Source organism: Achromobacter sp. (assembly GCF_057314935.1).
Window position 1 is genome coordinate 17,546 of record NZ_DBHKZA010000050.1, and the last position, 21,931, is coordinate 39,476.

General features: G+C 65.8%; 21 protein-coding genes. 12 read left to right on the forward strand and 9 right to left on the reverse strand.

Annotated elements, in window-relative coordinates; translation table 11 throughout:
* Positions 1-1,653: an MFS transporter gene (locus ACO6D5_RS18660; RefSeq protein ID WP_485826178.1), complete on the reverse strand. Its 1,653-nt coding sequence runs from the start codon at positions 1,651-1,653 to the stop codon at positions 1-3.
* Positions 1,654-1,825: 172 nt separating this feature from the next.
* Here ACO6D5_RS18660 and ACO6D5_RS18665 point away from each other — a divergent pair, with 172 nt between their 5' ends.
* A complete protein-coding gene (locus ACO6D5_RS18665) occupies positions 1,826-2,674 on the forward strand; it encodes an IclR family transcriptional regulator (RefSeq protein ID WP_315526556.1) in 849 nt (282 codons plus the stop codon).
* A 28-nt stretch (positions 2,675-2,702) separates the two neighbouring features.
* Here ACO6D5_RS18665 and ACO6D5_RS18670 read toward each other — a convergent pair whose 3' ends face one another.
* Both ACO6D5_RS18670 and ACO6D5_RS18675 read right to left on the reverse strand, forming a co-directional pair.
* Complete coding sequence (locus ACO6D5_RS18670) at positions 2,703-3,689, reverse strand: tripartite tricarboxylate transporter substrate-binding protein (protein WP_315526554.1); 987 nt, start codon at positions 3,687-3,689, stop codon at positions 2,703-2,705.
* A gap of 73 nt (positions 3,690-3,762) precedes the next feature.
* A complete protein-coding gene (locus ACO6D5_RS18675; protein WP_485826179.1) occupies positions 3,763-4,890 on the reverse strand; it encodes a mandelate racemase/muconate lactonizing enzyme family protein in 1,128 nt (375 codons plus the stop codon).
* A gap of 162 nt (positions 4,891-5,052) precedes the next feature.
* Here ACO6D5_RS18675 and ACO6D5_RS18680 point away from each other — a divergent pair, with 162 nt between their 5' ends.
* Positions 5,053-5,937: a LysR substrate-binding domain-containing protein gene (locus ACO6D5_RS18680; protein ID WP_315526549.1), complete on the forward strand. Its 885-nt coding sequence runs from the start codon at positions 5,053-5,055 to the stop codon at positions 5,935-5,937.
* On the opposite strand, the gene ACO6D5_RS18685 is transcribed toward ACO6D5_RS18680, so the two are convergent.
* Complete coding sequence (locus tag ACO6D5_RS18685) at positions 5,934-7,124, reverse strand: amidohydrolase family protein (RefSeq protein WP_485826180.1); 1,191 nt, start codon at positions 7,122-7,124, stop codon at positions 5,934-5,936. The two genes, ACO6D5_RS18680 and ACO6D5_RS18685, sit on opposite strands and share 4 nt — an antisense overlap.
* A gap of 63 nt (positions 7,125-7,187) precedes the next feature.
* The gene (locus ACO6D5_RS18690) at positions 7,188-7,385 is read right to left on the reverse strand and encodes a hypothetical protein (RefSeq protein ID WP_006223594.1); all 198 of its coding nucleotides are present in this window, start codon (positions 7,383-7,385) and stop codon (positions 7,188-7,190) included.
* Between the two features lie 188 nt (positions 7,386-7,573).
* On the opposite strand from ACO6D5_RS18690, the gene ACO6D5_RS18695 reads away from it, so the two are divergent.
* Entirely contained in the window at positions 7,574-8,071 is a 498-nt protein-coding gene (locus tag ACO6D5_RS18695; RefSeq protein ID WP_315526543.1) for a hypothetical protein, read from the forward strand.
* A 289-nt stretch (positions 8,072-8,360) separates the two neighbouring features.
* The gene (locus ACO6D5_RS18700) at positions 8,361-8,696 is read left to right on the forward strand and encodes a hypothetical protein (protein ID WP_006223592.1); all 336 of its coding nucleotides are present in this window, start codon (positions 8,361-8,363) and stop codon (positions 8,694-8,696) included.
* A gap of 266 nt (positions 8,697-8,962) precedes the next feature.
* On the opposite strand, the gene ACO6D5_RS18705 is transcribed toward ACO6D5_RS18700, so the two are convergent.
* From ACO6D5_RS18705 to ACO6D5_RS18720, 4 genes are all read right to left on the reverse strand, one after another.
* On the reverse strand, positions 8,963-9,211 hold the full coding sequence (locus tag ACO6D5_RS18705) for a hypothetical protein (protein ID WP_169270565.1): 249 nt from the start codon (positions 9,209-9,211) through the stop codon (positions 8,963-8,965).
* Positions 9,212-9,440: 229 nt separating this feature from the next.
* A complete protein-coding gene (gene serS / locus ACO6D5_RS18710) occupies positions 9,441-10,784 on the reverse strand; it encodes a serine--tRNA ligase (protein WP_485826181.1) in 1,344 nt (447 codons plus the stop codon).
* Positions 10,785-10,826: 42 nt separating this feature from the next.
* Positions 10,827-12,167 (reverse strand): AAA family ATPase, encoded by a 1,341-nt coding sequence (locus ACO6D5_RS18715; protein ID WP_315526536.1) that lies wholly within the window; start codon positions 12,165-12,167, stop codon positions 10,827-10,829.
* An 89-nt stretch (positions 12,168-12,256) separates the two neighbouring features.
* Entirely contained in the window at positions 12,257-13,048 is a 792-nt protein-coding gene (locus ACO6D5_RS18720) for a deaminated glutathione amidase (RefSeq protein ID WP_315526534.1), read from the reverse strand.
* Between the two features lie 173 nt (positions 13,049-13,221).
* On the opposite strand from ACO6D5_RS18720, the gene ACO6D5_RS18725 reads away from it, so the two are divergent.
* The 8 genes from ACO6D5_RS18725 to ACO6D5_RS18760 all read left to right on the forward strand — a co-directional run.
* The gene (locus ACO6D5_RS18725; RefSeq protein WP_485826182.1) at positions 13,222-14,490 is read left to right on the forward strand and encodes an amino acid deaminase; all 1,269 of its coding nucleotides are present in this window, start codon (positions 13,222-13,224) and stop codon (positions 14,488-14,490) included.
* Positions 14,491-14,603: 113 nt separating this feature from the next.
* Positions 14,604-16,163, forward strand: coding sequence for an ABC transporter substrate-binding protein (locus ACO6D5_RS18730; RefSeq protein ID WP_485826183.1), 1,560 nt, complete (start codon positions 14,604-14,606; stop codon positions 16,161-16,163).
* 128 nt (positions 16,164-16,291) lie between these two features.
* Positions 16,292-17,233 (forward strand): ABC transporter permease, encoded by a 942-nt coding sequence (locus ACO6D5_RS18735; RefSeq protein WP_006223586.1) that lies wholly within the window; start codon positions 16,292-16,294, stop codon positions 17,231-17,233.
* Between the two features lie 64 nt (positions 17,234-17,297).
* Positions 17,298-18,167, forward strand: a complete 870-nt coding sequence (locus ACO6D5_RS18740; RefSeq protein WP_006223585.1) for an ABC transporter permease — start codon at positions 17,298-17,300, stop codon at positions 18,165-18,167.
* Between the two features lie 2 nt (positions 18,168-18,169).
* Positions 18,170-19,177 (forward strand): ABC transporter ATP-binding protein, encoded by a 1,008-nt coding sequence (locus ACO6D5_RS18745; RefSeq protein WP_280025856.1) that lies wholly within the window; start codon positions 18,170-18,172, stop codon positions 19,175-19,177.
* On the forward strand, positions 19,174-20,172 hold the full coding sequence (locus ACO6D5_RS18750) for an oligopeptide/dipeptide ABC transporter ATP-binding protein (RefSeq protein WP_315526521.1): 999 nt from the start codon (positions 19,174-19,176) through the stop codon (positions 20,170-20,172). The genes ACO6D5_RS18745 and ACO6D5_RS18750 overlap by 4 nt, the downstream gene beginning before the upstream one ends.
* A 36-nt stretch (positions 20,173-20,208) precedes the next feature.
* Positions 20,209-21,081 carry a MurR/RpiR family transcriptional regulator gene (locus ACO6D5_RS18755; RefSeq protein ID WP_006223582.1) on the forward strand — a complete coding sequence of 291 codons (873 nt, stop codon included), beginning with the start codon at positions 20,209-20,211 and terminating at the stop codon, positions 21,079-21,081.
* 14 nt (positions 21,082-21,095) lie between these two features.
* A partial coding sequence (locus ACO6D5_RS18760; RefSeq protein WP_485826184.1) for an amidohydrolase family protein occupies positions 21,096-21,931 on the forward strand: 836 nt, incomplete at its 3' end.

The window sequence follows — 21,931 nt, forward strand, 5'->3', positions numbered from 1 at the left end:
CTAGTGGATGGGGTCTTCGTCGATGGCCTGGGCGCGGGTGTTCGGCAGGAACAGGCTGCCGATGATGCCCACCACCACCATCACGACCACCGGATACATCAACCCGCCGAAGATATTGCCGCTTGCCTGCGCCAGATACGTCGCGGTGAACGGCACGATCCCGCCGAAGATGCCGGCGCCGATGTGGTACGGGAAGGATAGCGCGGTGTAGCGGATGCGGGCAGGGAACAGTTCGACCAGATAGGACGCGACGGGCCCGTAGACCATGGCGACCACCGCCGTCATCAGCACCAGGATCAGGATGATGGTCGCGCGGTCGACGCGTGCGGGGTCGGCGCGGTCCGGGTAGCCGGCGGCCGTCAGCGCACGGGCGTAGCCGGCGCGGTCGAAGCCGTTGACGGTAACGCCGCCCACGCTCATGGCGATATCCTGCCCCGGCAGCGGGGCCGCGTATTCAAAGTTGATGCCCTTGCCGACCAGGAATTTCTTGGCCTGCACGCACACCTTCTTGTGGTCGGCGTGGCTGCCGATCATCGCGGCCTGCAGGCCGAAGTCGCACGCGCCGCCGCGGGTGTCGGCATGCACCCGCACCGGCGTGCTTTGCATCGCTTGCGCCAGCGCCGGATTGCCGGCTTTCAGCAGCACGTCGAACATGGAGTGGTAGCCGATGGCGGCGATGAACAGGCCCGCCATCATGATCCACTTGCGGCCGATGCGGTCGGACAGCCAGCCAAACAGCACGAAGGTCGGCGCGCCGATGATGAAGCCGATCAGGATCAGCGTGTAGACGCTGGTCTGGTCGATCTGCACCGCCTGCTGCAAGAAGATCATCACGTAGAACTGCCCCGTGAAATAGGTCGCGCCCTGGCCGGCGGTCACGCCGATCAGCGCCAGCAGCACCAGCCGCAGGCTGGACCATTGGCCGAACGTCTCCTTGATCGGGTTCTTGGACAGGCGCTTCTGCTGCTTCATCCGCGTGAAGACGGGCGATTCATGCAGCTTGGCGCGCACATAGATCGAAATGGCCAGCATCACGATCGACAGGATGAACGGCAGGCGCCAGCCCCACTGGCGGAAGTCTTCGGCGCTCATGGCGGCCTGGGTGCACAGGATGACGACCAGCGACAGGATCAGGCCGGCCGACGAGGTGATCTGAATCCAGCCCGTCAACAGGCCGCGGCGCCTCGGTTCGCAGTGCTCGGCCACGTAGATGACGGCGCCGCCGTATTCGCCGCCCACCGCCAGGCCCTGCACGACACGCAGCGTCAGCAGCAGGATCCACGACAGGTGGCCCGCCGATTCATACGTGGGCAGGCAGCCGATCAGCACGGTCGCCCCGCCCATCATCACCACGGTGATCAGGAAGGTGTACTTGCGGCCCCACTTGTCGCCCAGATAGCCGAACATCACCGCGCCCAGCGGGCGGATGATGAAGCCCACCGCCAGCGCGCCCAGTGCGGCTAGCAGCGCCACGGTGGGGTTGTCCTGCGGGAACAGCACCTGGCTCATGAAGACGGCCAGCGTCCCGTAGATGAAAAAGTCGTACCACTCGAACAACGTGCCCAAGGTCGAGGCCACCACCACCTGGCGTTCCTCTTTCCGGCTGAGCGTCGGCGCGGCGTCTATCCGCGGCATTGCGACATTGGCTTCCATGCTTGCATTCCCCGATCGTTTTTAATTGATACTGCTGTACGCATTAACTATTATCAAACTTGAACCGGCGCAGCACCTAGCTGGGGGAAACCCGGAAAACCTGTCCCCGCCACCGGGCGGAACGCGGCGGGGCCGCTGCTACACTGCCGCCAAAGACACAGTGGAGGCAGTGATGGCAAGGCCCGCCGGCAAGGTTGAAAAGAACGCGGAACAGGCGCCGACCGCTGCGCGCAGGGGCATCCAATCGATCGAAGTGGGGTTCCGGATCCTGGACGTGATCCGCAAGACCGGCCGTCCGATGCCCTTGAAGGAAATCGCCGACGCCTGTGAGCTCACCGTGCCCAACGTGCACTACTACCTGGTCAGTTTCCAGAAGGTGGGCGTGGTGCAGCAGCATGCGGACACCGGCCACTACGGCCTGGGGCCTTATGCCTTGCGGCTGGGCCTGGCGGCCCTGGAGCAGTTTGACGTGTTCACCACGGCGCGGCCCATCATGGCCGAAGTGGCCGCCGTCACCGGGCACACCGTGTTCCTGGGCGTGTGGGGCAACAAGGGGCCCACGATCGTCTATCGCGTGGAAGGCAGTCGCAGCCGTCCGTTGCTGGAACTGCGCGTGGGCAGCGTGATGCCGCTGCTGTCGTCCGCGCTGGGCCGCAATTTCCTGGCCCATCTGCCGGACGCCCTGACGCGCGACCTGCTGGCGCAGGAACTGGCGTCGTCAGTGCCGGAGAGCCATGGCGGCACGCCGGGCAATTCCTACACGGTGAAAGACGTGCAGGCGATCCGCGACGAGGTGCGCAAGCACCACATCAGCCGTTGCCGCCACGCGCTGCTGCCGCACTTCACGTCGTTGTCGGCGCCCATCTTCGACATGCTGGGCGAGATGACCGCGGCCATCACCCTGATGGGGCCGGTGGGCGCGATCGACGATGAACTGGAATCGGACACCGCGCGCCTCTTGCGGGAAAAGGCGCGTTCCATCTCGGCGATGGCGGGCTGGGTGGACCCGGACGCGCGCTAAGCCGCCGCGTCGCGGGCCTGTTGCCGCGTCAGCTTTCGACGACGATCTTCGCGTCCTGGATCGTCTTGGCGTATTTCTGTTGCTCCTGCGTCATGAAGTCGGCAAAACGCTGGACGCTGCCGCCGCCGTCTTCGGCCCCCACCTGCGCCAGCTTCTCCTGCACGTCCGCCATGGCCAGCACGCGGTCGATGTCGCGGTTCATGCGTTGAACCATGGCGCCGGGCATCTTGCCCGGCCCCACCATGCCGAACCAGATGCTGGCCTCGAACCCCGGGTAGCCCTGCTCGGCCACCGTCGGCACGTCCGGCTGGCTCTTGGACCGCTGCTGCAAGGTCTGCGCCAACGCGATCACCTTGCCCGATTGCAAGAGCGGCGTCGCGGTCGTCATGCCTTCGAAGCAATACTGCACATGGCCGCCCATCAGGTCGTTCATGAGCGGCGCGGAACCCTTGTACGGCACGTGCAGCACGTCGATGCCCGCGCGCGCCTTGAATATCTCCAACGCCAGGTGCTGCGCGGAACCTGCGCCAGCCGAACCGAACACGATCTTGCCGGGCTGCGCGCGGCACAGCTTGACCAGGTCGGGCAAGGTCTTTGCCGGCTGCGACGCGCCGCCGATCAGGATGGTGGGCGTCTTGCCCACCAGCGCGATGGGCGAAAAGTCGCGGTCCACCGAGTAGGCCAGCTTGGGCTGCAGGCCCGGCGCGATGCCGTGGCTGTTCACATGCGCCATCAGGAGCGTGTTGCCGTCGTTGGGTTGGCGAGCTACCTGCTCGGCGGCGATGATGCCGGCCGCGCCCGCGCGGTTTTCCACGATGACGGGGATGTTCCACATCACGCCCAGCTTCTGCCCCAGCAAGCGGGCCAGCACGTCGGTGCCCCCGCCAGCCGGAAAGCCAACCACGATTTTCACGGGGCCGGACGGCAAGTCCGGCTGTTGCGCCCGGGCCGCGGCGGGCAGGACCAGCCCCACACCCAGCGCCGCGGCGCCGGTCATGAATTGCCTGCGTTGCATTCTTGTCTCCTCGCGCCGGTCCCGTAGGCCGGCGACTGTTTTCAGGGAAGCGCTGGCTGCTGGTGATGCAAGCTCAGCGGCCGACGCGGGTCCACTTCCCGAACCGCTCGACCATGCTTTCGTCGAACCCGAAGCCCAAGCCGGGCTCCTGGTGCAACACCACGCGCCCTTGCTTATGGGTCAGTTGGCGATCCACCAGCTTGCGGAAGTTCAGCACCTGATCGTCCCAGAAGAATTCGACGTAGCGGGCGTTCGGCGTGGCCGCGACCAGCGGCGCATGCACGTCGTGGAACCAGTGCGGGCAAACGACCACGCCATAGCTGGCCGCGGTTGCCGCAATGCGCTTCCACTCGGTGATGCCGCCGCACACCGCCGCGTCGGTCTGCAGGATGCCGGCGGCCCCCTTGTCCAAGAGCTCCTTGTGATACCAGCGGCCATAACCGATTTCAGCGGTGGCGATCGGCAGATGCGTCAGGCGCGCCAGCTTGGCATGGCTGTCGATATCGTCCGGGCTGAAGGGCTCTTCAATGAAATAGGGCTCGTACTGCTCGAAGCGGCGGATGTACTGCATGGCCTGGGTCACGTCCTGCCAGGCGTTGTTGCAGTCCATCATCAGTTCCACGTCCGGGCCCACGGCCTCGCGCGCGGCCTTCAGGCGCGCCTCTTCTTCGCGCGGCGACAGGCGGCCGGTCTTCATCTTGACGGCACGGAAACCCTTGTCCACATAGCTGGCCATTTCCTCGCCCAGATGCTCCGGCGTCTTGCCGTCCAGGTAGTAGCCGCCGCTGGCGTAGGCGGGCACGGTCTCCAGTTCCACCGCGCCCAGGAACTTGTGCAGCGGCAGGCCGGCCGTCTTGGAGTTCAAGTCCCACAGCGCGATGTCCAGCGCGCTCAACGCACGCATCACGGTGCCCTGCCGGCCTTGCAGCAGCGCCTCCTGGTACATGGCTTGCCACAGGCCTTCCACGGCATGCGAGTCCTTGCCCAGCAGCACGGGCCCCAGCAGGCTTTGCACCGCCGCCTCGAAGATGGCGCCGCCGGCGCTGCCCACGTAGCAAAAGCCGATGCCTTCCACGCCGTCGGTGGAACGCACCTTGACCAGGCCATAGTGCCGCGTGGAGACGGTGCGGTTCGAAAACGACGTGACTTTGTCCAACGGCACCGCGGCGGCGCATACGTCGATGGATTCAATGATGGGCACGGCAGGCTCCTTGATAAGGGAAAAATTCCGACAGGCGACGCCAACGCGGCTTGCGCGGGCTGAATGCTCTGGACGTATTCTTCCCTTGGCCAAAGAAAACAACAATTATCGTCACGCATCTTTAGAATATGGATATTCCATCTTCCCAAGAGACTTTCCGCCGTGGACTCGCGCTTTCTGCAAACCTATGTGCATGTGGTGGAACTGGGCTCCATCGCCCAGGCCGCCCGGCACCAGGGCCTGACGCCCGCTACCGTGCAGCAGCGGCTGCGGGCGCTGGAAGCGGACGTGGGCAGCGCGCTGATCGCCCGCTCCGGGCGCACCGTCAAGCCGACGCCGGCCGGCCTGCGCATCCTGGACCGCGCGCGCCACATCCTGCGCGACGTGCGGGACCTGCGATCGGCCGCCAGCGACACCGACCTGCCGGCCGGCCCCTTGCGGCTGGGCGCCACGCCCACCGCGCTGACCGGCATCATGCCGCCCGTGCTGCGCACCTGGGTCGCCCGCCACCCGCACATCGAGATCTATATCGAACCGGCGCCCACCACACTGTTGTACGGCAAGGTGCTGTCGGGCGAACTGGACGGCGCACTGCTGGTGCACCCGTTGTTCTCCCTGCCCAAGACCTGCGCGTGGCGCGATCTGCGCCATGAACCCCTCGTGCTGGTCACCCCCGCCGACATGAAGGTGCGCGACCCGCTGGCGGTGATCGCGCGCGAGCCCTACATCTGCTACGACCGCAGCGTGGTGGGCGGAAAAATGGCGGACGACTATCTGCGGGCGCGCAACCTGCGGCCGCACGTGCGGTTCGAGCTCGATGGCATCGATTCCATCGCCAAGCTGGTGTCGGAGGGATTGGGGGTGGCGCTGTTGCCGGACTGGGCCGCCTCCGACACGCCGGCGGCACGGGTCAAGCGTTGGCCGTTGCCGGCGCCCTGCCCGGTGCGCACGGTGGGCGCGATCTGGATGCGCGCAGGCGTGCGGTCGGAACTGATGCGGGCCTTCGTGGAACTGACCGAGTCGCAGCTCGGCCTGTCCCAGCCTTAGGCGATCGCGTCCTGCCCGTTGCGCGCCACGATCGCGCCGGCGGACACGACCAGGCGTCGGGGCTTGCGGGTCACCACCGCTTCGGCCACACAACTGGCTTCCACCAGGACCAGGTCGGCGCGCGCGCCCGGCATCAGGCCGTAATCCGCGAAACCACAGGCGCGGGCCGCCGCGCTGGTCACGCAATCGAATGCCCATTCGACCTCATCGTCGCGGCGCAGATCGTTGCGCAGGCCGATCATCATGGCGCGCGCCAGCATGTCCGGGCTGCCATAAGGCGTCCACGTATCGCGGATACCGTCGTTGCCGCCAAAGATCGTCACGCCAGCGTCGCGGCAGGCGCGCACGGCGGGCACGGGCCGCGATGGCGGCGCAGTGGTCAGCACCGCCACGTCCAACGCGGCCAGCCGCCGTAGCAGGCCGTCCAGCCGCTTGGCGTCTATCCCGCCCAGGCAGAAGGCGTGGCTCACGACCACCTTGCCCTGCATGCCGAGCGCGGCGACGCGGTCCAGGATCAGGTCCAGCGTGAACGCGCCCAGTTCGCCCGGTTCATGCAGATGGATGTCCACTGGTTTGCCATGCCTGTCGGCCAGGCCGAACAGCACATCCAGGGATTTTGCGGGGTCGCGGTCGATCGCGGACGGGTCCAGGCCGCCCAGCACGTCGGCGCCTTGCGCCAGCGCCTGGTCCAGCAGTTCGGCCGTGCCAGGACGGATCAGCAAGCCCGATTGCGGGAAAGCGACCGTCTGGATTTCGATGCGGCCGGCCAGTTCTTCGCGGACGGCGTGCACGCCGTCCAGGTGGCGCAAGCCGGCGTCGGTATCGACGTCGACGTGGCTGCGGATGCGCGTCGTGCCTTCACGCAGAAACGCCAGCGCCAACGCCCGCGCATGGCTGGCGGCATCATGGCCCGAGCTGGCGCGCCAGGCGCGTTCGTTGTCGATGCGGTCCGTCAGTGCGGACCCGACTTCGTTCACATACCAGGGCGATTCCCAGTTGGTCTTGTCCAGGTGGGTGTGCCCTTCAACCAGGCCCGGCAGCAGCAAGGCGCCGCCGCCATCTTCCACCAAGGCATCGGCCGCGCCATCAATGGCCGCGCCGATGCGAGCGATGCGGCCGGCGCGCACCAGCACGTCCACGGTATCGCCGGGCGACACGCGGACATTCTTCAATAACAGGTCGGTCATGGTGTGTTCCGCACAAGCGCACGCGGCCGGCCCCAACGGCCGGCTACGCAAACCCCTTAGGCATCAGCCTTGCGGCGGTTCGATCCAGAAGAAGCGTTCACCTTGGCGGACCATGTCGGCCACGCCTTCGGCGCCGATGCGGTAGTCCGTACCCATCAGCGACGCGCCGCCGTCTTCATGGATGTGGATGACGGCCAGCGGGTCGTTGGCCATGGTGTACCAGTAGTAGCCAGGCTTGAGGTCGTGCAGGTCTGTAGTCATGCCTTGAGTATACAAATAACGACGGCGGTACAAAAAGACAACACTAATACAAACCGTGCCTGACATCGCGTACTCGACGCGTCATACTGCCTCACCTGGATAAAAATAGCTGGTGCACTGGTCACACATCGATTTCGACGCAGGCGGTAAACGCCCGGGACGTTAATCGAGAGGAGAATAGCGAGCGCATGAAAAGGCAGTCACTTCAATTCAGCGAACCGCTTAAGCAAGCCGTCTTGAACGGTTCTAAAGTGCAGAGCCGCCGCATTTTGAAGCCGCAGCCGACTAAACCCACCACGGTCTGGTATGCGGACGCGGAAGATTCCGGCAGATGGGTCGCCATGGGCCCCTGCCGCGATAACCCTTCGGAGCTGCGCAAGACCTCCAGCTGGGTCCGATGCCCCTATGGGAAATCCGGCGAGAGCATCATATTGACCGATGAAGCGGGGCAGCCTTTCGCGACGGCCGTAATCGTGGGCGTGCGCATACAGCGTTTACAGAACCTGACCGAAGCCGACGCGCGCGCCGAAGGCACCCAAGCCTTGTACCAATCCTCGGCGCTGCTGCCGGGCGTGCCGCTGCAAACGGCGTTCGCGCTCACGTGGTGCGAGCGCTACGGTGCCCACGCCTGGGCCGCGAATCCATGGGTTTGGGTGGTGGAATTCCGTCGTCAGCAGGCCGAATAAGGCGTCGTCCGCCGGCGCGCGACCTTCAGGCCCCGCCAGTATGGTGACGACGTGTAACGCCGCGCTTGAACTTCATCCTATTCCAGCTGATTTCAATCGATTTCAAGTGCGGGTTTACCAGAGCGGATGCACCACGCCGCAGTGCAGCACGAACCGGGTTGCAGCCAAGACAGCAGTTGCGGATTGTCGCTATTGAGGGAGGCCCGCTTACGAAAAGCGAGCAGGAAAGCCCGAAAATAGGGTCGTCGAATACTCAACTTTGCTGTGTCGTGCAGCAGGCAGGTGCAACATGAAAAAATGGCTTATCGCAGGTGCCGGTGCCGCAGGTCTGCTGATCTCCAGCGTCGCATTGGCCCGTGTGGATGTGGGCATTTCCATCGGCGTACCCGGGGTGGTCTATCCGGCGCCGGTCTATGTCGCGCCCGCGCCGGTCTACGTGGCCCCGCCGCCGCCCGTCTACTACCGCCCGGCCCCCGTGTATGTGGCGCCCCCGGTGGTCTACCCCGCCCCGGTCTATTATCGCGGCGGCCCTTACTGGCGCGGCGGCCCGCCCCCGCGCTATTACGGCCCGGGCCCGGGTTATTACCGCGGACACGGGCACGGCCACGGCGACTGGCGCCGTTAAAAAGGCAAAGGCCACTCGATGAGTGGCCTTTTTCTTGCCTCCCGCAACGCGTGAGAAGCGCTGGCGGCGACATGCACTGCTATTTTCCTTGGGGACATTGTCCGGTGCCCCGTTTGGAACGGTATCAAGCCGCGGGAGCCGGTACCGGTTTGCCGGCCATGGCGGCCGGCTTTTGCAATGCCGCGTTGACCTTGTTGGCCCCCTGCGGCGATTCCTGAACAAGATCGATCCATCTGCGGGGCGTACTCGACGCCCGCCACCAGCCATTATGCGGACGCATGAGCAAACTCCGGTTCACCGTTAAAACGCACACCATTGATTTCTTGGAACAATTGACGGCTTTCCTGTTCTGCTTCGTGCAAGTCAGAGAACGGCGCCTGTCCCGGCACAGTCCAGCATTTTTCCGGTGCGGTACCGCCGACTCGGCGGGTCCATATCTGCACGCGGTAGCCCTGTTCCTCTTCATGAGCGACAGAGCATCTCACACGAAAATCTCCAATCATTCTTGAAGTCATGGACAACTCCTTGTTTTATATGTGAATGAAGCGTGTAGAACGCGGGTGTATTGTGCCGCAACTATCCGGCCCTTTTATTGAAAATACACAATTGCTCACATCAAAATCAAGCACACACGCGCTCACGATAATGAGCAAAAGCGACAAGAATATGTCGCATGATAAAAAAAAACGGAGCCCGCAGGCTCCGTCTTTTTATCCGCCAAATGGAGGATAGGCGCGTCACGCGTCAGGGTTTCAGCACCGTAACGCCGCCCATATAAGGCTGCAGCGCTTCCGGAACCAGCACGCTGCCGTCGGCTTGCTGGTGGTTTTCCAGCACGGCCACCAACGCGCGGCCGACAGCCAGCCCGGAACCGTTCAAGGTATGCACGAATTCCGGTTTACCTTGGGCGTTGCGGAAACGCGCCTGCATGCGGCGGGCCTGGAAGGTCTCGCAGTTGGATACCGACGAAATCTCGCGCCAGGTGTTTTGCGCCGGCAACCAGACTTCCAGGTCATAGGTCTTGGCCGAACCAAAGCCCATGTCGCCCGTGCACAACAGCACCACGCGGTATGGCAGGCCCAGCAGCTGCAGCACGCGCTCGGCATGGCCGACCATGTCTTCCAGTGCGTCGTAAGACTGGTCCGGTTGCGTGATCTGCACCATTTCGACCTTGTCGAACTGGTGTTGGCGGATCATGCCGCGAGTGTCGCGGCCGCCGCTGCCGGCTTCGGAACGGAAGCAAGGCGTGTGGGCGGTCAGCTTCAGCGGCAGGTCGGCGGCGGCCTGGATGGTGTCGCGGGCCACGCTGGTCAGGGTGATTTCCGACGTGGAGATCAGGTATTGGTCTTCGCGCACATACGGGTTGCCCGCCGCGTCCACCTTGGGATCGTCGTCGCCGCCCTTGGACACGGCAAACATGTCGTCCTTGAACTTCGGCAATTGGCCCGTTCCGTACAGGGTCGAGGCGTTGACGATATAGGGCGTGTAGCACTCGGTATAGCCGTGCGTGCCCGTTTGCAGGTCCAGCATGAACTGGGACAGCGCACGGTGCAGGCGGGCGATCGGGCCGCGCATGAACGAGAAGCGGGCGCCCGACAGCTTGGCCGCCATGTCGAAATCCAGGCCCAGCGGTTCGCCGATGGCGACGTGGTCGCGCGCTTCGAACGCCAGGGCCGGCGGATTGCCGTCAGCGCCGGCGGCGCCAGGCAGCCAGCGGCGGACCTCGACGTTGTCGTCGGCGGATTCGCCCAGCGGCACGCTCGCGTGGGGCAGGTTCGGCACCGACATCAGCAGGTCGTTGAGCGGAGCCTGCAGCGCGGCCAGCTCTTCTTCGAGCTGCTTCAAGCGGACCGGCACGGCCTGCGATTCGGCCATGACGGCGCTGGCGTCTTCGCCCTTGGCCTTCAACTGACCGATCTGCTTGGCCAGCGCGTTGCGGCGGGCTTGCAGGGACTCGGTCTCGGTCTGGACGGCCTTGCGGCGAGACTCCAGATCATTGAACCGTTCCGTGTCGAAGGACACGCCACGGCTTTTGAGGCGGTCTACGACGGTTTGCAGGTCTTTGCGCAGCAGTATCGGGTCTAGCATGGTGATGTCAGTGAGGTTGCGGAAAGCAACGGGCGCGGCCCGTCACCGGTTCTTGGCGCGTTCCTGCGCGTCCAACTCGCGCAGGAATGCCAACTTCTGCTGGATTTTAGCCTCCAGGCCACGATCGGTCGGCCGATAGAAGGAAGGCTTCAGTCCATCAGGGAAATATTGTTCGCCCGCGGCGTAGCCGTGCGGCTCGTCGTGGGCATAGCGATAGGCCTTGCCGTGGCCCAATTGCTTCATCAGCTTGGTAGGCGCGTTGCGCAGATGGATGGGCACCGGCGCGCTGCCGTGCTCGGCGGCAAACTGGCGTGCTTGATTGTAGGCGTTGTAGACGGCGTTCGATTTGGCCGCGCAGGCCATGTAGACCACCGCTTGCGCCAGCGCCAGTTCGCCTTCGGGCGAGCCCAGGCGTTCATAGATGTCGGCGCCGTTGACCGCCAGGTCGGTGGCGCGCGGATCGGCCAGGCCGATGTCCTCGACCGCCATGCGCACCAGGCGGCGCGACAGGTATTTGGGATCGGCGCCGCCGTCGATCATGCGGCAGAACCAGTACAGCGCGGCATCGGGGTTGGAGCCGCGCACCGATTTATGCAGCGCGCTGATCTGGTCGTAGAAGGCGTCGCCGCCCTTGTCGAAGCGCCGCAGGTTCTGCGACAGCGAGATCTCCAGCCAGGCGGCGTCCACCGAGTCCCGGCCCGCCGACTGCGCGGATTCGGCCACGACTTCCACCGCGCTGATCAGGCGGCGCGCGTCGCCATCGGCCCAGGCCGCCAGTTGCTCGCGCGCGTCCGCCTCGACCCGGATGGCTTCGCCCGCTTCCAGCCCGTCGTTCAGCGCGTCGACCGCGCGGTCGACCAGCTGCTGCAGCTCTTCGGGCGAGAGCGATTGCAGCACGTACACCCGCGCCCGCGACAGCAAGGCCGAGTTGACCTCGAACGAGGGGTTTTCGGTGGTGGCGCCGATGAAGGTGAAAAGCCCGCTTTCCACATAGGGCAGGAACGCGTCCTGCTGCGCCTTGTTGAAGCGGTGGACTTCGTCGACGAACAGGATCGTGCGGCGGCCCTGGCCTTGCGCCACCTGGGCCACCGTGACGGCTTCGCGGATGTCCTTGACGCCGCCCAGCACCGCCGAAATGGCGATGAACTGAGCGTCGAAGCCATCGGCCATCAGGCGCGCGAGCGTGGTCTTGCCCACCCCCGGCGGCCCCCAGAAGATCATGGAATGGGGGCGGCCGGATTCGAAAGCGACGCGCAGGGGCTTGTCCGGGCCCAGCAGGTGCGATTGCCCGACCACGTCGGACAGGGTGCGCGGGCGCAGGCGTTCGGCCAGGGGAACATAGGGCCGATGCGCGGGATCGGCCGCGAAGAGATCGTTGCTCATTGGCAGCAGATGAGGGAAGACAGCAAGAAGTTCAAGTGGGTATTACACCATGCCCGCCGGCCTGCCCGGCCCTGCGGCCGGCCGGGCGCTCAGGACAATTCCGGCGGCGCGAAACGGCGGTTGGCCAGCACCGGGAGCACGCGGCGGGCGTGCGCCAGGCGTTCGGGATCGATGTCCGCGAACACCAGCGCGGGCCCCTCGCCCGCGCGCGCCGTCACGACGCCCAGCGGATCCACCACCATGCTGCAGCCGATATTGCGTTCACCGCATTCGCCGGTGGCGGCCACATAGCAGGTGTTCTCCAGCGCGCGCGCGGTGACCAGGACCTCCCAGTGCATCTCTTTCAACGGGCCCCGCACCCAGGCGGCCGGCAGCACCAGCAGGTCCGCGCCGTCCAGCGCCAGGCGGCGCGCCATTTCGGGGAAACGCACGTCGTAGCAGGTCATCAGGCCCACGCGCAGGCCGGCGATTTCCAGCAAGGGCGGAATCTCGGTGCCGGGCGTGACGTTGGTGGACTCCTTCATGTTGAAGGCGTCGTACAGGTGCAGCTTGCGGTACTGCGACACGATTTCGCCGTCGCGCAGCGTAATGAGCGTATTCCAGACCCGGCCTTCGCCGGTCGGAATGTGCACGCACATCATGGTCGACAGGGAGGACCCGCGGCTGGCTTCGCGCAGGCGCGTCATGAACGGGCCGTCCAGGGGCTGCGCGGCCTTCAGCACGATCTGCGGATCGGTGATGTCGCGGGCCAGGATGCCTTCGGGCAGCACCAACAGGTCGGCGCCGCCCGCGCGGGCGCGCTCCATCAGGTCGACGCAGACCTGGGCGTTCTCTTCCCAGACGCGGCTGACGGCGAACTGGCCCAAAGCGACTTTCAGCATGACTCTTCCTTGTGGGAGCGGTTTGTCCGGCGAATTCCCGGCTTTTCTATTGTCGCGCCAACGGGCGCTGCGCGCCGACTACGGGAAACTCCTAGCTCCCGCTTGTAAATTTCTTTCACGATAATGAAAAAAACAGAATTTGACGTAAATATTTTCCATAGACGGCGCCCACCATGACGAACTCTTCCTCCCCTGCAGCCCTGTTGGACGTGAACGGCAAAGGCCTGGGCGCGTTCCCCGAGTCCTGTACCACCGCCGAGGTGGCGGCCCTGAACTGGAACCTGCTGGCCGAAGACGTCAGCCTGCCCGTGGCGGTGCTGTACGAAGCCCGCGTCCGCCACAACCTGCAGTGGATGCAGCAGTTCATGGAGGCATACCACGTCAAGCTCGCGCCGCATGGCAAGACCACGATGAGCCCGGCGCTCTTCAAGCGCCAGATCGACAACGGCGCCTGGGGCATCACGCTGGCAACCGCGCCGCAGGTGCTTGCCGCCTATCAGCATGGCATCCGCCGGGTGCTGATGGCCAACCAGCTGGTCGGCCGCGCCAACATGGCCATCATCGCCCGCCTGCTGCAGGATCCCGCCTTTACCTATTTCTGCATTGTGGATTCCCCCGCCAATGCCGCCCAGCTGGGCCAGTTCTTCGGCGAACAGGGCCTGACCCTGCCGGTGCTGATCGAACTGGGCCCCGCCGGCGGGCGCACGGGCGTGCGCGATGACGCGCAGCTCCTGGCGGTGGTCGAGGAAATCGCCCGCTGGCCCGGCCTGGCGCTGGCGGGCATCGAAGTCTATGAGGGCGTGCTGCAGGAAGAAGGCGCCATCCGCGCCTTCCTGCGCCGCGCCACCGATGCCCTGCGCGGCCTGGCCACTGCCGGCCGCCTGCGCAAGCACGGCCCTGCGGTGATTTCCGGCGCCGGCTCGGCCTGGTTCGACGTGGTGGCCGAAGAATTCTCGCAGCTGGATATCGGCACGCCGCTAGAAGTGGTGCTGCGCCCCGGCTGCTACCTGTCGCACGACGTGGGCGTCTACCGCTCGGCCGCGGAACGCATCAACGCCCACAACCCGGTGGCCAAGAAAATGGAACCGGGCCTGCTGCCGGCCTTGCAGGTCTGGGCGTATGTGCAATCGCTGCCCGAAACCGGCCGCGCCATCATCGCGATGGGCAAGCGCGACGCCGCCTTCGACGCCGGCCTGCCCACGCCCGCCCTGCATTTCCGTCCCGGACAGGATGCGCCTGCCGCCGCGCCCCGGTCGTGGAAGCTGACCGCCATGATGGATCAGCACGCCTTCATGCAGATCGGCGAAGGCGACGACATCCAGGTCGGCGACATGATCGCCTTCGATATCTCCCACCCCTGCCTGACGTTCGACAAGTGGCGCCAGGTGTTGCTGGTGGACGAGCAGTACCGCGTCACCGACGTGGCCGAAACCTTCTTCTGAACGCCCCCTGCCTGCCGCACCGCGCCAGGCCCGAGGGGGCTGAAAGACCTGGGATCCCGGCGCTTACCCGATACCACGCGACAACCTGTTTTTGACCCTCTGGAGAGAGAATCATGAACTTCCGTACCTCCCGGCGAGGCGGTGGGCTGACCAGCCTGCTCGCGGCCGGCGCAATTGGCTTGACCGCATTGTCGTCCCCCGCCCTCTGTGCCGCGCCGGTCAAGGGAGGCACGATATCGGTCGCCACCATCGGCGAGCCGCCGACGCTGGACCCGATGACCAGCACCGCCGACCTGGTGGGCATCCTGACGCAGCATTTCTTCGAAACGCTCTACACCTTCGACGCCAAGTGGAACCTGACCCCGCTCCTGGCCGACAAGATGCCGGACGTTTCCGCGGACGGCCTGGTCTACACGATCCCGCTACGCCAGGGCATCACGTTCCATGACGGCTCCAAGATGGATTCGTCGGACGTGCTGGCCTCCTTGAAGCGCTGGACCGAAACCGCCACGCGCGGCAAGGGCGCGGCCAAGGTCATCAGCAGCATCGAAGCGCCGGACGCCAACACCATCCGCATCACGCTGAAAGAACCGTATGCGCCGCTGACCGCGCTGCTGGCCATGAACAATGCCGCGGCCGTCATCATGCCCAAGGGCAAGATCGCGCCGGTGCTGACCGAAATCGTCGGCACGGGCCCTTATCAGTTGAAGGCCCGCGTGCCGGACCAGTACATCCAGCTGGTGCGTTTTGAAGGCTACAAGCAGCGCGAAGGCGAGCCCGACGGCTACGGCGGCGCGCGCAAGCAATACCTGGACGAAATCCGCTTCGTGCCGGTCAGCAACGCCAACACCCGCTCGGAAGCCGCCGCCGCCGGCCAGTTCGACTATGTCGACTCGCTGCCCGTGGAAGCGCTGGACAAGCTCAAGGGCGGCCGTTCGGACCCGGTGATGCTCAAGCCCTTCGGCTGGCCGCGCCTGGTGCTCAACACCAAGCAAGGCATCATGTCCAACCTGGCCGTGCGCCAGGCAGTGCAGCTGGCGCTGAACGAAGAGGACATGCTGTTTGCCGCGTTCGGCAACAAGGAGTTCTACAAGCTGAACGGCGACCTGTATCCGGAAGGCTACCCGTGGGCCACGTCGCTGGGCGGCAAGGTCTACAACAAGGCCGATTCCGCGGCCGCCAAGAAGCTCCTGGACGGCGCCAACGTCGCCGACAAGAAGATCCGCATCCTGACCAGCCAGCAGTACGAGTTCCATTACAAGATGGCGCTGGTGGCCGCGGAATACCTGAAGGCCGCCGGCTTCACGGTGGACATGCAGGTGGTGGATTGGGCCACCCTGACGCAACGCCGCCAGGACCCCGCCGTGTGGGACATCTTCATCACCCACAGCGTGTTCCTGCCGGAACCCGCGCTGATCGACTTCCCGTCCAAGGACGCGCCGGGCTGGTGGGATACGCCGCGCCGCGCGCAGGTGATGGACGCCTTCAACCAGGCGCGCACCCAGGAAGAGCGCATCAAGCGCTGGGCCGACGTGCAGCAGGCCGTGTATGACGAGATCCCCTTCGTGAAGGTCGGTGACTTCAATGCCCAGGCCGCGCGTTCGCCGTCGCTGCAAGGCACGAAACCCGCCCCGTGGCCGTTCTTCTGGAACGCCTGGAAGGCACCCAAATGACGGCATGAGGCACGTAGGATGGGTTGCGCGCGCGGGACGGCAGTGTTCTTGCTTAAGCCCTCTCGCGCTCCACCCATCCTACGGTCCACCCACGCACCGCCCCGAATGACGCTTTTTAGGACATCATCGTGTTGCGTTATCTCTTAAACCGGCTGGTCGGGCTGGTGGCCGTGATGTTCATCGTCGCGACCATCGTGTTCGTCATCATCCGCGTCACGCCTGGCGACCCCGCCGCGGTGATGCTGGGTCCGCAGGCCAGCCAGCAGGACATCGCTGCACTGCGCACGCAACTGGGGCTGGACCAGCCCATGGCGATCCAATACCTGTCGTGGCTGGGCAAGTTGGCGCAGGGCGACCTGGGCCAATCCATCTTCATGAACAAGCCCGTGCTATCGGCGCTGGCCGACCGCGCCGAGCCCACGATCCTGCTGACGCTGATGTCGCTCCTGATCGCCAGCGCCATCGCGCTGCCGGTGGGGATTCTGTCCGCGGTCAAGCGCGGCACCACGCTCGATCAATCGGTGCTGTCGTTTTCGATGTTCACCTCCAGCGTGCCAAGCTTCTGGCTCGGTCTGCTGCTGATGCAGATTTTCTCGGTGAAACTGGGCTGGCTGCCCGTGTCCGGCTACGGCGGCCCCGACGCGTCGTTGGCCACTCGCCTGTCGCACCTGATCCTGCCTGCCGTGGTGCTGGGACTGGTGAATTCCGCGCTGATCACCCGCTTCATCCGCGCCAGCATGCTGGACGTGCTGCGCGACGACTACGTGCGCACCGCAAGGGCCAAGGGCCTGCCGGAAAGCAAGGTCATCCTGAAGCACGCCGTGCGCAACGCGCTGATTCCCATTTTGACCGTGCTGGGACTGACGACGGCACTGCTGATCAGCGGCGCGGTCGTGACGGAAACGGTGTTCGGCCTGCCCGGCGTAGGCAGCCTGGTGGTGTCGGCGGTATTGCGCCGCGACTATCCCGTCATCCAGGGCGCACTGCTGGTCATCGCGGCCATTTACGTGCTGATCAACCTCCTCATCGACCTGCTGTACCTGGTGGTCGATCCTCGGGTCCGTTACTGATGATGCGTCCTACCTCCGAAGCGCCCGCGGCGGCGCCCGATGCACCGCAAGTGGAGCAACTGACATGACAACCGGGACTACCGTGAATTCCGGAACCGACCGCTGGCAGGTGCTGCGCCTGCTGGTGTCGCGCAAGACGGTCCTGATCAGCCTGATCGTGATCATCGTATTGGTGGCCGCGGCGCTGCTGGCGCCGTGGGTCAGCCCCTACGACCCGTTCAAGCTGTCCATCATGAACCGGCTGAAGGCGCCGGGCGCCGCGCACTGGTTCGGCACCGACGACTTCGGACGCGACGTGTTCAGCCGCGTCATCTACGGCGGCCGGCTGTCGTTGATGGTGGGCTTTTCCGTCGTGATCGTGTCCAGCGTGCTGGGCATCGCGCTGGGCCTGGTGGCCGGCTTCTTCCGCTCGGCCGACAAGTTCGTCTCGCGCCTGATCGACGCCATGATGGCGTTTCCCGACATCCTGCTGGCCATTTCGCTGGTGGCCGCGCTGGGACCGTCGCTGATCAACGTGGTGATCGCGCTGGGCATCGTCTACACGCCGCGCCTGGCCCGCATCGTGCGCGCCTCGACGCTCGTGATCCGCGAGCTGCCCTTCGTGGAAGCCGCCCGCGCACTCGGCGTGCCGACCTGGCGCATCGTCACCGTGCACGTGCTGCGCAACCTGGTGTCGCCCATCCTGGTGCAGGGCACGTTCATCTTCGCCTACGCGATCCTGGCCGAAGCCGGCCTGTCGTTCCTGGGCGTCGGCGTATCGCCCGACATCCCCACCTGGGGCACCATGATCAACGCCGGCCAGCAATACATGGGCTCGGCCGACTGGATCATGATCTTCCCGGGCATCGCCATTGTCCTGTCCGTGCTGTCGCTGCAACTGGTCGGCGACGGCTTGCGCGACGTCCTCGATCCGCGCTTGCGCAAGGAGCTGTAATCATGACGGCAAGCACCCGAGACGTCGTGCTGTCCGTGGAAGGGCTGAAGACCTGGTTCCACAGCCGCGACGGCATCGCCAAGTCCGTGGACGGCGTCACCTTCGACCTGGCCCGCGGTGAAACGCTGGCCATCGTGGGCGAATCCGGTTCCGGAAAATCCGTGACCAGCCTGTCCATCATGGGCCTGTTGCCCAAGCCGGCCGGCCGCATCGAAGGCGGCAAGATCCTGTACCGCGACCGCCAGGGCACGCAGCACGACCTGGCCCGCGCCACGCCCGCCACCCTGCAAAAGATCCGCGGCGCCGAAATCGCCATGATCTTCCAGGAGCCGATGACCAGCCTGAACCCGCTGTACACGGTGGGCGACCAGATCGCCGAGGCCGTGCTGCAGCATGAAGGCGGCTCTTACGCTTCGGCGATCCGGCGCGCCCGCGACATGCTGGAACGCGTGGAGATCCCAGCGGCCGACCGCCGCGTGAACGAGTATCCGCACCAGATGTCGGGCGGCATGCGCCAACGGGTGATGATCGCGCTGGCGCTGGCCTGCAACCCGGCGGTGCTGATCGCCGACGAGCCCACCACCGCGCTGGACGTGACCGTGCAGGCCCAGATCCTGGACCTGCTGCGCCGGCTGCAGAAAGAGATGAACATGAGCATCCTGTTCATCACCCACAACCTGGGCGTGGTGGCCGAGATCGCGCACCGCGTGGCCGTCATGTACGCCGGGCGCGTGGTGGAAGACGCGGGGGTCTACGACCTGTTCGAAAAACCCACGCACCCCTATACCCGCGGCCTGTTGTCCTGTCTGCCCACCGCCGCCTTGCTGGCCTCGGGCGAACGCTTGCGCGCGATCCCCGGCAACGTCCCCAGCGTGCTGTCGCTGCCGGCGGGCTGCACGTTCGCGCCGCGCTGCGAACTGGCCGCCGACGACTGCCGCGCCGCCGTGCCCGAACTGATTGCCGTGCAGCCCGAGCACCGCGCGCGCTGCATCAAGGTGAAACCGATATGACGAGCCCCCAAGTGAGCGTGCGCGCCGAAGATCCGCTGGTCCGCATTGAAGACCTGAAAGTCCACTTCCCGACCTCGCAGGCGCGCCACGCGCCCGTGGTGCGGGCCGTGGACGGCGTCAGCTTCGACGTGCCCAGAAACACCATCGTGGGCCTGGTGGGCGAATCGGGATCGGGCAAGACCACTACTGGCCGGGCGCTATTGCGCCTGTTCGCGCCGACCGCCGGCCGCATCCTGTTCGACGGCCACGACATCACCAAGCTGAACGAAAAGCAGATGCTGCCGTGGCGCCGCCGCATGCAGATCGTGTTCCAGGACCCGTACGCCAGCCTCAACCCCCGCATGACGGTGGCCGAGATCCTGGGCGAGGCGCTGGACACGCACCGGCTGGCGCAGCACCGCCGTTCGGCCCGGATCGGCGAGCTGCTGGAGCGCGTGGGCCTGAACGCCGACCACAGCCGCCGTTACCCGCACGAGTTCTCGGGCGGCCAGCGCCAACGCATCGGCATCGCCCGGGCGCTGGCGGTGGAACCCGACTTCATCGTGGCGGACGAACCCGTATCGGCGCTGGACGTGTCGGTGCAGGCGCAGGTGCTGAACCTGCTGCAGGACCTGCAACGCGACCTGGGCCTGACCATGCTGTTCGTCGCCCATGACCTGGCCGTCGTCGACTACCTGTGCGACGAGGTGGTCGTGATGTACCTGGGCCGCGTCATGGAACGCGGCCCCACCAGCGAGGTCTACGCCCGGCCGCGCCACCCCTATACCCGTGCGCTGCTGTCCGCGGCGCCCGTGCCGGATCCGCGCGCGCCGCGTTCGCGTATTCTGCTTAAAGGCGATATCCCCAGCCCGGTCAATCCGCCATCCGGCTGCGTGTTCCGCACGCGTTGCCCGCACGCCATCGACGCCTGCGCAACAATCGAAGCGCAGGCCGTCAGCGTGGGCCCGGGCCACTTCGTGGCCTGTTCGCGCATCGACGACCCCGAGCTGGCCTAGCCTTTGCCCCGCCCCGATCTGATCCAGGAACCCCACATGAACATCATCCGCGACATCGTCTTCCAGATACGCAGTCGGCGGGACGCATTGAGCGTGACTGAACGCAAGGTCGCCGACGCCATCCTGGACGACATCATGTGGGGCGCCAGCGCCACGGTCGACCAGCTGGCAACGAAGGCGGGCGTCAGCATCGCCACCATCTCGCGCTTTGCTCGCACGGTGGGCTGCGAAGACACCCGCGACCTGAAGATGAAGCTGGCGCAGGCGAGCACGGTGGGCAGCCGCTTCCTGGACCCCAGCGCACCGGCCGAGGAAAGCACCTTCTACGCCCGGATCTACGCCGATATCGAAAGCACGCTGCGCGCGCATCTGCCCACCTTCACCGAGCAGCTGTTCGAGCAGGCATCGTCCATCGTCGACGGCGCGCGCATGATCTACGTATTTGGCATGGGCGGCGCGTCCGCCGTGCTGGCGCAGGAAGTGCAGTCGCGCCTGGTGCGTCTTGGCTACCCCATTGCCGTCTACAGCGACGCGGTGCTGCTGCGCATGGTGGCCGCCACCCTGGACGAGCGCGATGCCGTGCTGATCCTGTCGGCCTCCGGCCTGACGCCCGAAATCGTCGGCGCCGCCCGCATCGTCAAGCAATACCGCGCCCGCATCGTCGCCATCACCGACGCCACCTCCGAACTGGCCAAGCTGGCCGACGTGGTGCTGCCGATCCGCACGGACGAAACCGACTTCATCTACAAACCCTCGGCATCGCGCTACGCGATGATGCTGGCCATCGACCTGCTGTCGACCGAACTGGCCATGCTGAACCAAGAGGAAAACCGCGAACGCCTGCGCCGCATCAAGCTGGCGCTGGACGAGCACCGCGGCGGCCCGAACCGTTTGCCGCTGGGCGATTGAACCTGGAACCCAAGATGTACGACACCCTCATTGGCAACGTCCGAATCCTGGACGGCACCGGCGGCGCCGAAACCCGCGCCAGCGTGGCGCTGGCCGATGGCCGCATCGCCGCCATCGGCGCACTGCCCGGCGCGCAGGCCCGCCACCTCATCGACGGCACGGACCTGGCGCTGGCCCCCGGCTTCATCGACGTGCACACGCATGACGACACCAACGTCATCCGCACGCCGGGCATGCTGCCCAAGCTGTCCCAAGGCGTGACCACCGTGGTGGTGGGTAATTGCGGCATCAGCGCCTCGCCCGTGTCGCTGCGCGCCGAGCCCCCGGACCCGATGAACCTGCTGGGCGGCCGAGAAGATTTCAACTACCCCACGTTCGCCGACTACACGCGCGCCATCGAAGCGGCGCGGCCTGCGGTGAACGTGGCCGCGCTGGTGGGTCACACCGCTCTGCGCAGCAATCACATGGACCGCCTGGACCGCGCCGCCACGCAGGCCGAGGTGCTGGCCATGCGCGAGCAATTGCGCGAGGCGCTGGCGCACGGGGCGATCGGCCTGAGCACGGGCCTGGCCTACGCCTCCGCCTTCGAGGCCGACACGGCCGAAGTCAAACTGCTGGCCGAAGCGCTGGACGAATTCGGCGCGCTCTACACCACGCACCTGCGGTCCGAGTTCGCCGCCATCCTCGAGGCCATGCAGGAAGCGTTCGACATCGCCCTGCACGCCCGCGTGCCGGTGGTGGTGTCGCACCTGAAATGCGCCGGCGCCGGCAACTGGGGCCGCACGAAGGAAGTGCTGTTCAAGCTGGAAAACGCAGGCCGCCTGCAGCACGTGGGCTGCGACTGCTATCC

What these genes read in the sequence shown, in the direction of transcription:
- ACO6D5_RS18740 (WP_006223585.1), top strand. Translation starts at nt 17,298, where the DNA reads ATGACAACCGGGACTACCGTGAATTCCGGAACCGACCGCTGGCAGGTG.
- ACO6D5_RS18695 (WP_315526543.1), top strand. Translation starts at nt 7,574, where the DNA reads ATGAAAAGGCAGTCACTTCAATTCAGCGAACCGCTTAAGCAAGCCGTC.
- ACO6D5_RS18705 (WP_169270565.1), bottom strand. Translation starts at nt 9,211, where the DNA reads ATGACTTCAAGAATGATTGGAGATTTTCGTGTGAGATGCTCTGTCGCT.
- ACO6D5_RS18755 (WP_006223582.1), top strand. Translation starts at nt 20,209, where the DNA reads ATGAACATCATCCGCGACATCGTCTTCCAGATACGCAGTCGGCGGGAC.
- ACO6D5_RS18750 (WP_315526521.1), top strand. Translation starts at nt 19,174, where the DNA reads ATGACGAGCCCCCAAGTGAGCGTGCGCGCCGAAGATCCGCTGGTCCGC.
- ACO6D5_RS18725 (WP_485826182.1), top strand. Translation starts at nt 13,222, where the DNA reads ATGACGAACTCTTCCTCCCCTGCAGCCCTGTTGGACGTGAACGGCAAA.
- ACO6D5_RS18670 (WP_315526554.1), bottom strand. Translation starts at nt 3,689, where the DNA reads ATGCAACGCAGGCAATTCATGACCGGCGCCGCGGCGCTGGGTGTGGGG.
- ACO6D5_RS18745 (WP_280025856.1), top strand. Translation starts at nt 18,170, where the DNA reads ATGACGGCAAGCACCCGAGACGTCGTGCTGTCCGTGGAAGGGCTGAAG.
- ACO6D5_RS18715 (WP_315526536.1), bottom strand. Translation starts at nt 12,167, where the DNA reads ATGAGCAACGATCTCTTCGCGGCCGATCCCGCGCATCGGCCCTATGTT.
- ACO6D5_RS18730 (WP_485826183.1), top strand. Translation starts at nt 14,604, where the DNA reads ATGAACTTCCGTACCTCCCGGCGAGGCGGTGGGCTGACCAGCCTGCTC.
- ACO6D5_RS18700 (WP_006223592.1), top strand. Translation starts at nt 8,361, where the DNA reads ATGAAAAAATGGCTTATCGCAGGTGCCGGTGCCGCAGGTCTGCTGATC.
- ACO6D5_RS18720 (WP_315526534.1), bottom strand. Translation starts at nt 13,048, where the DNA reads ATGCTGAAAGTCGCTTTGGGCCAGTTCGCCGTCAGCCGCGTCTGGGAA.
- ACO6D5_RS18660 (WP_485826178.1), bottom strand. Translation starts at nt 1,653, where the DNA reads ATGGAAGCCAATGTCGCAATGCCGCGGATAGACGCCGCGCCGACGCTC.
- ACO6D5_RS18685 (WP_485826180.1), bottom strand. Translation starts at nt 7,124, where the DNA reads ATGACCGACCTGTTATTGAAGAATGTCCGCGTGTCGCCCGGCGATACC.
- ACO6D5_RS18690 (WP_006223594.1), bottom strand. Translation starts at nt 7,385, where the DNA reads ATGACTACAGACCTGCACGACCTCAAGCCTGGCTACTACTGGTACACC.
- serS (WP_485826181.1), bottom strand. Translation starts at nt 10,784, where the DNA reads ATGCTAGACCCGATACTGCTGCGCAAAGACCTGCAAACCGTCGTAGAC.
- ACO6D5_RS18665 (WP_315526556.1), top strand. Translation starts at nt 1,826, where the DNA reads ATGGCAAGGCCCGCCGGCAAGGTTGAAAAGAACGCGGAACAGGCGCCG.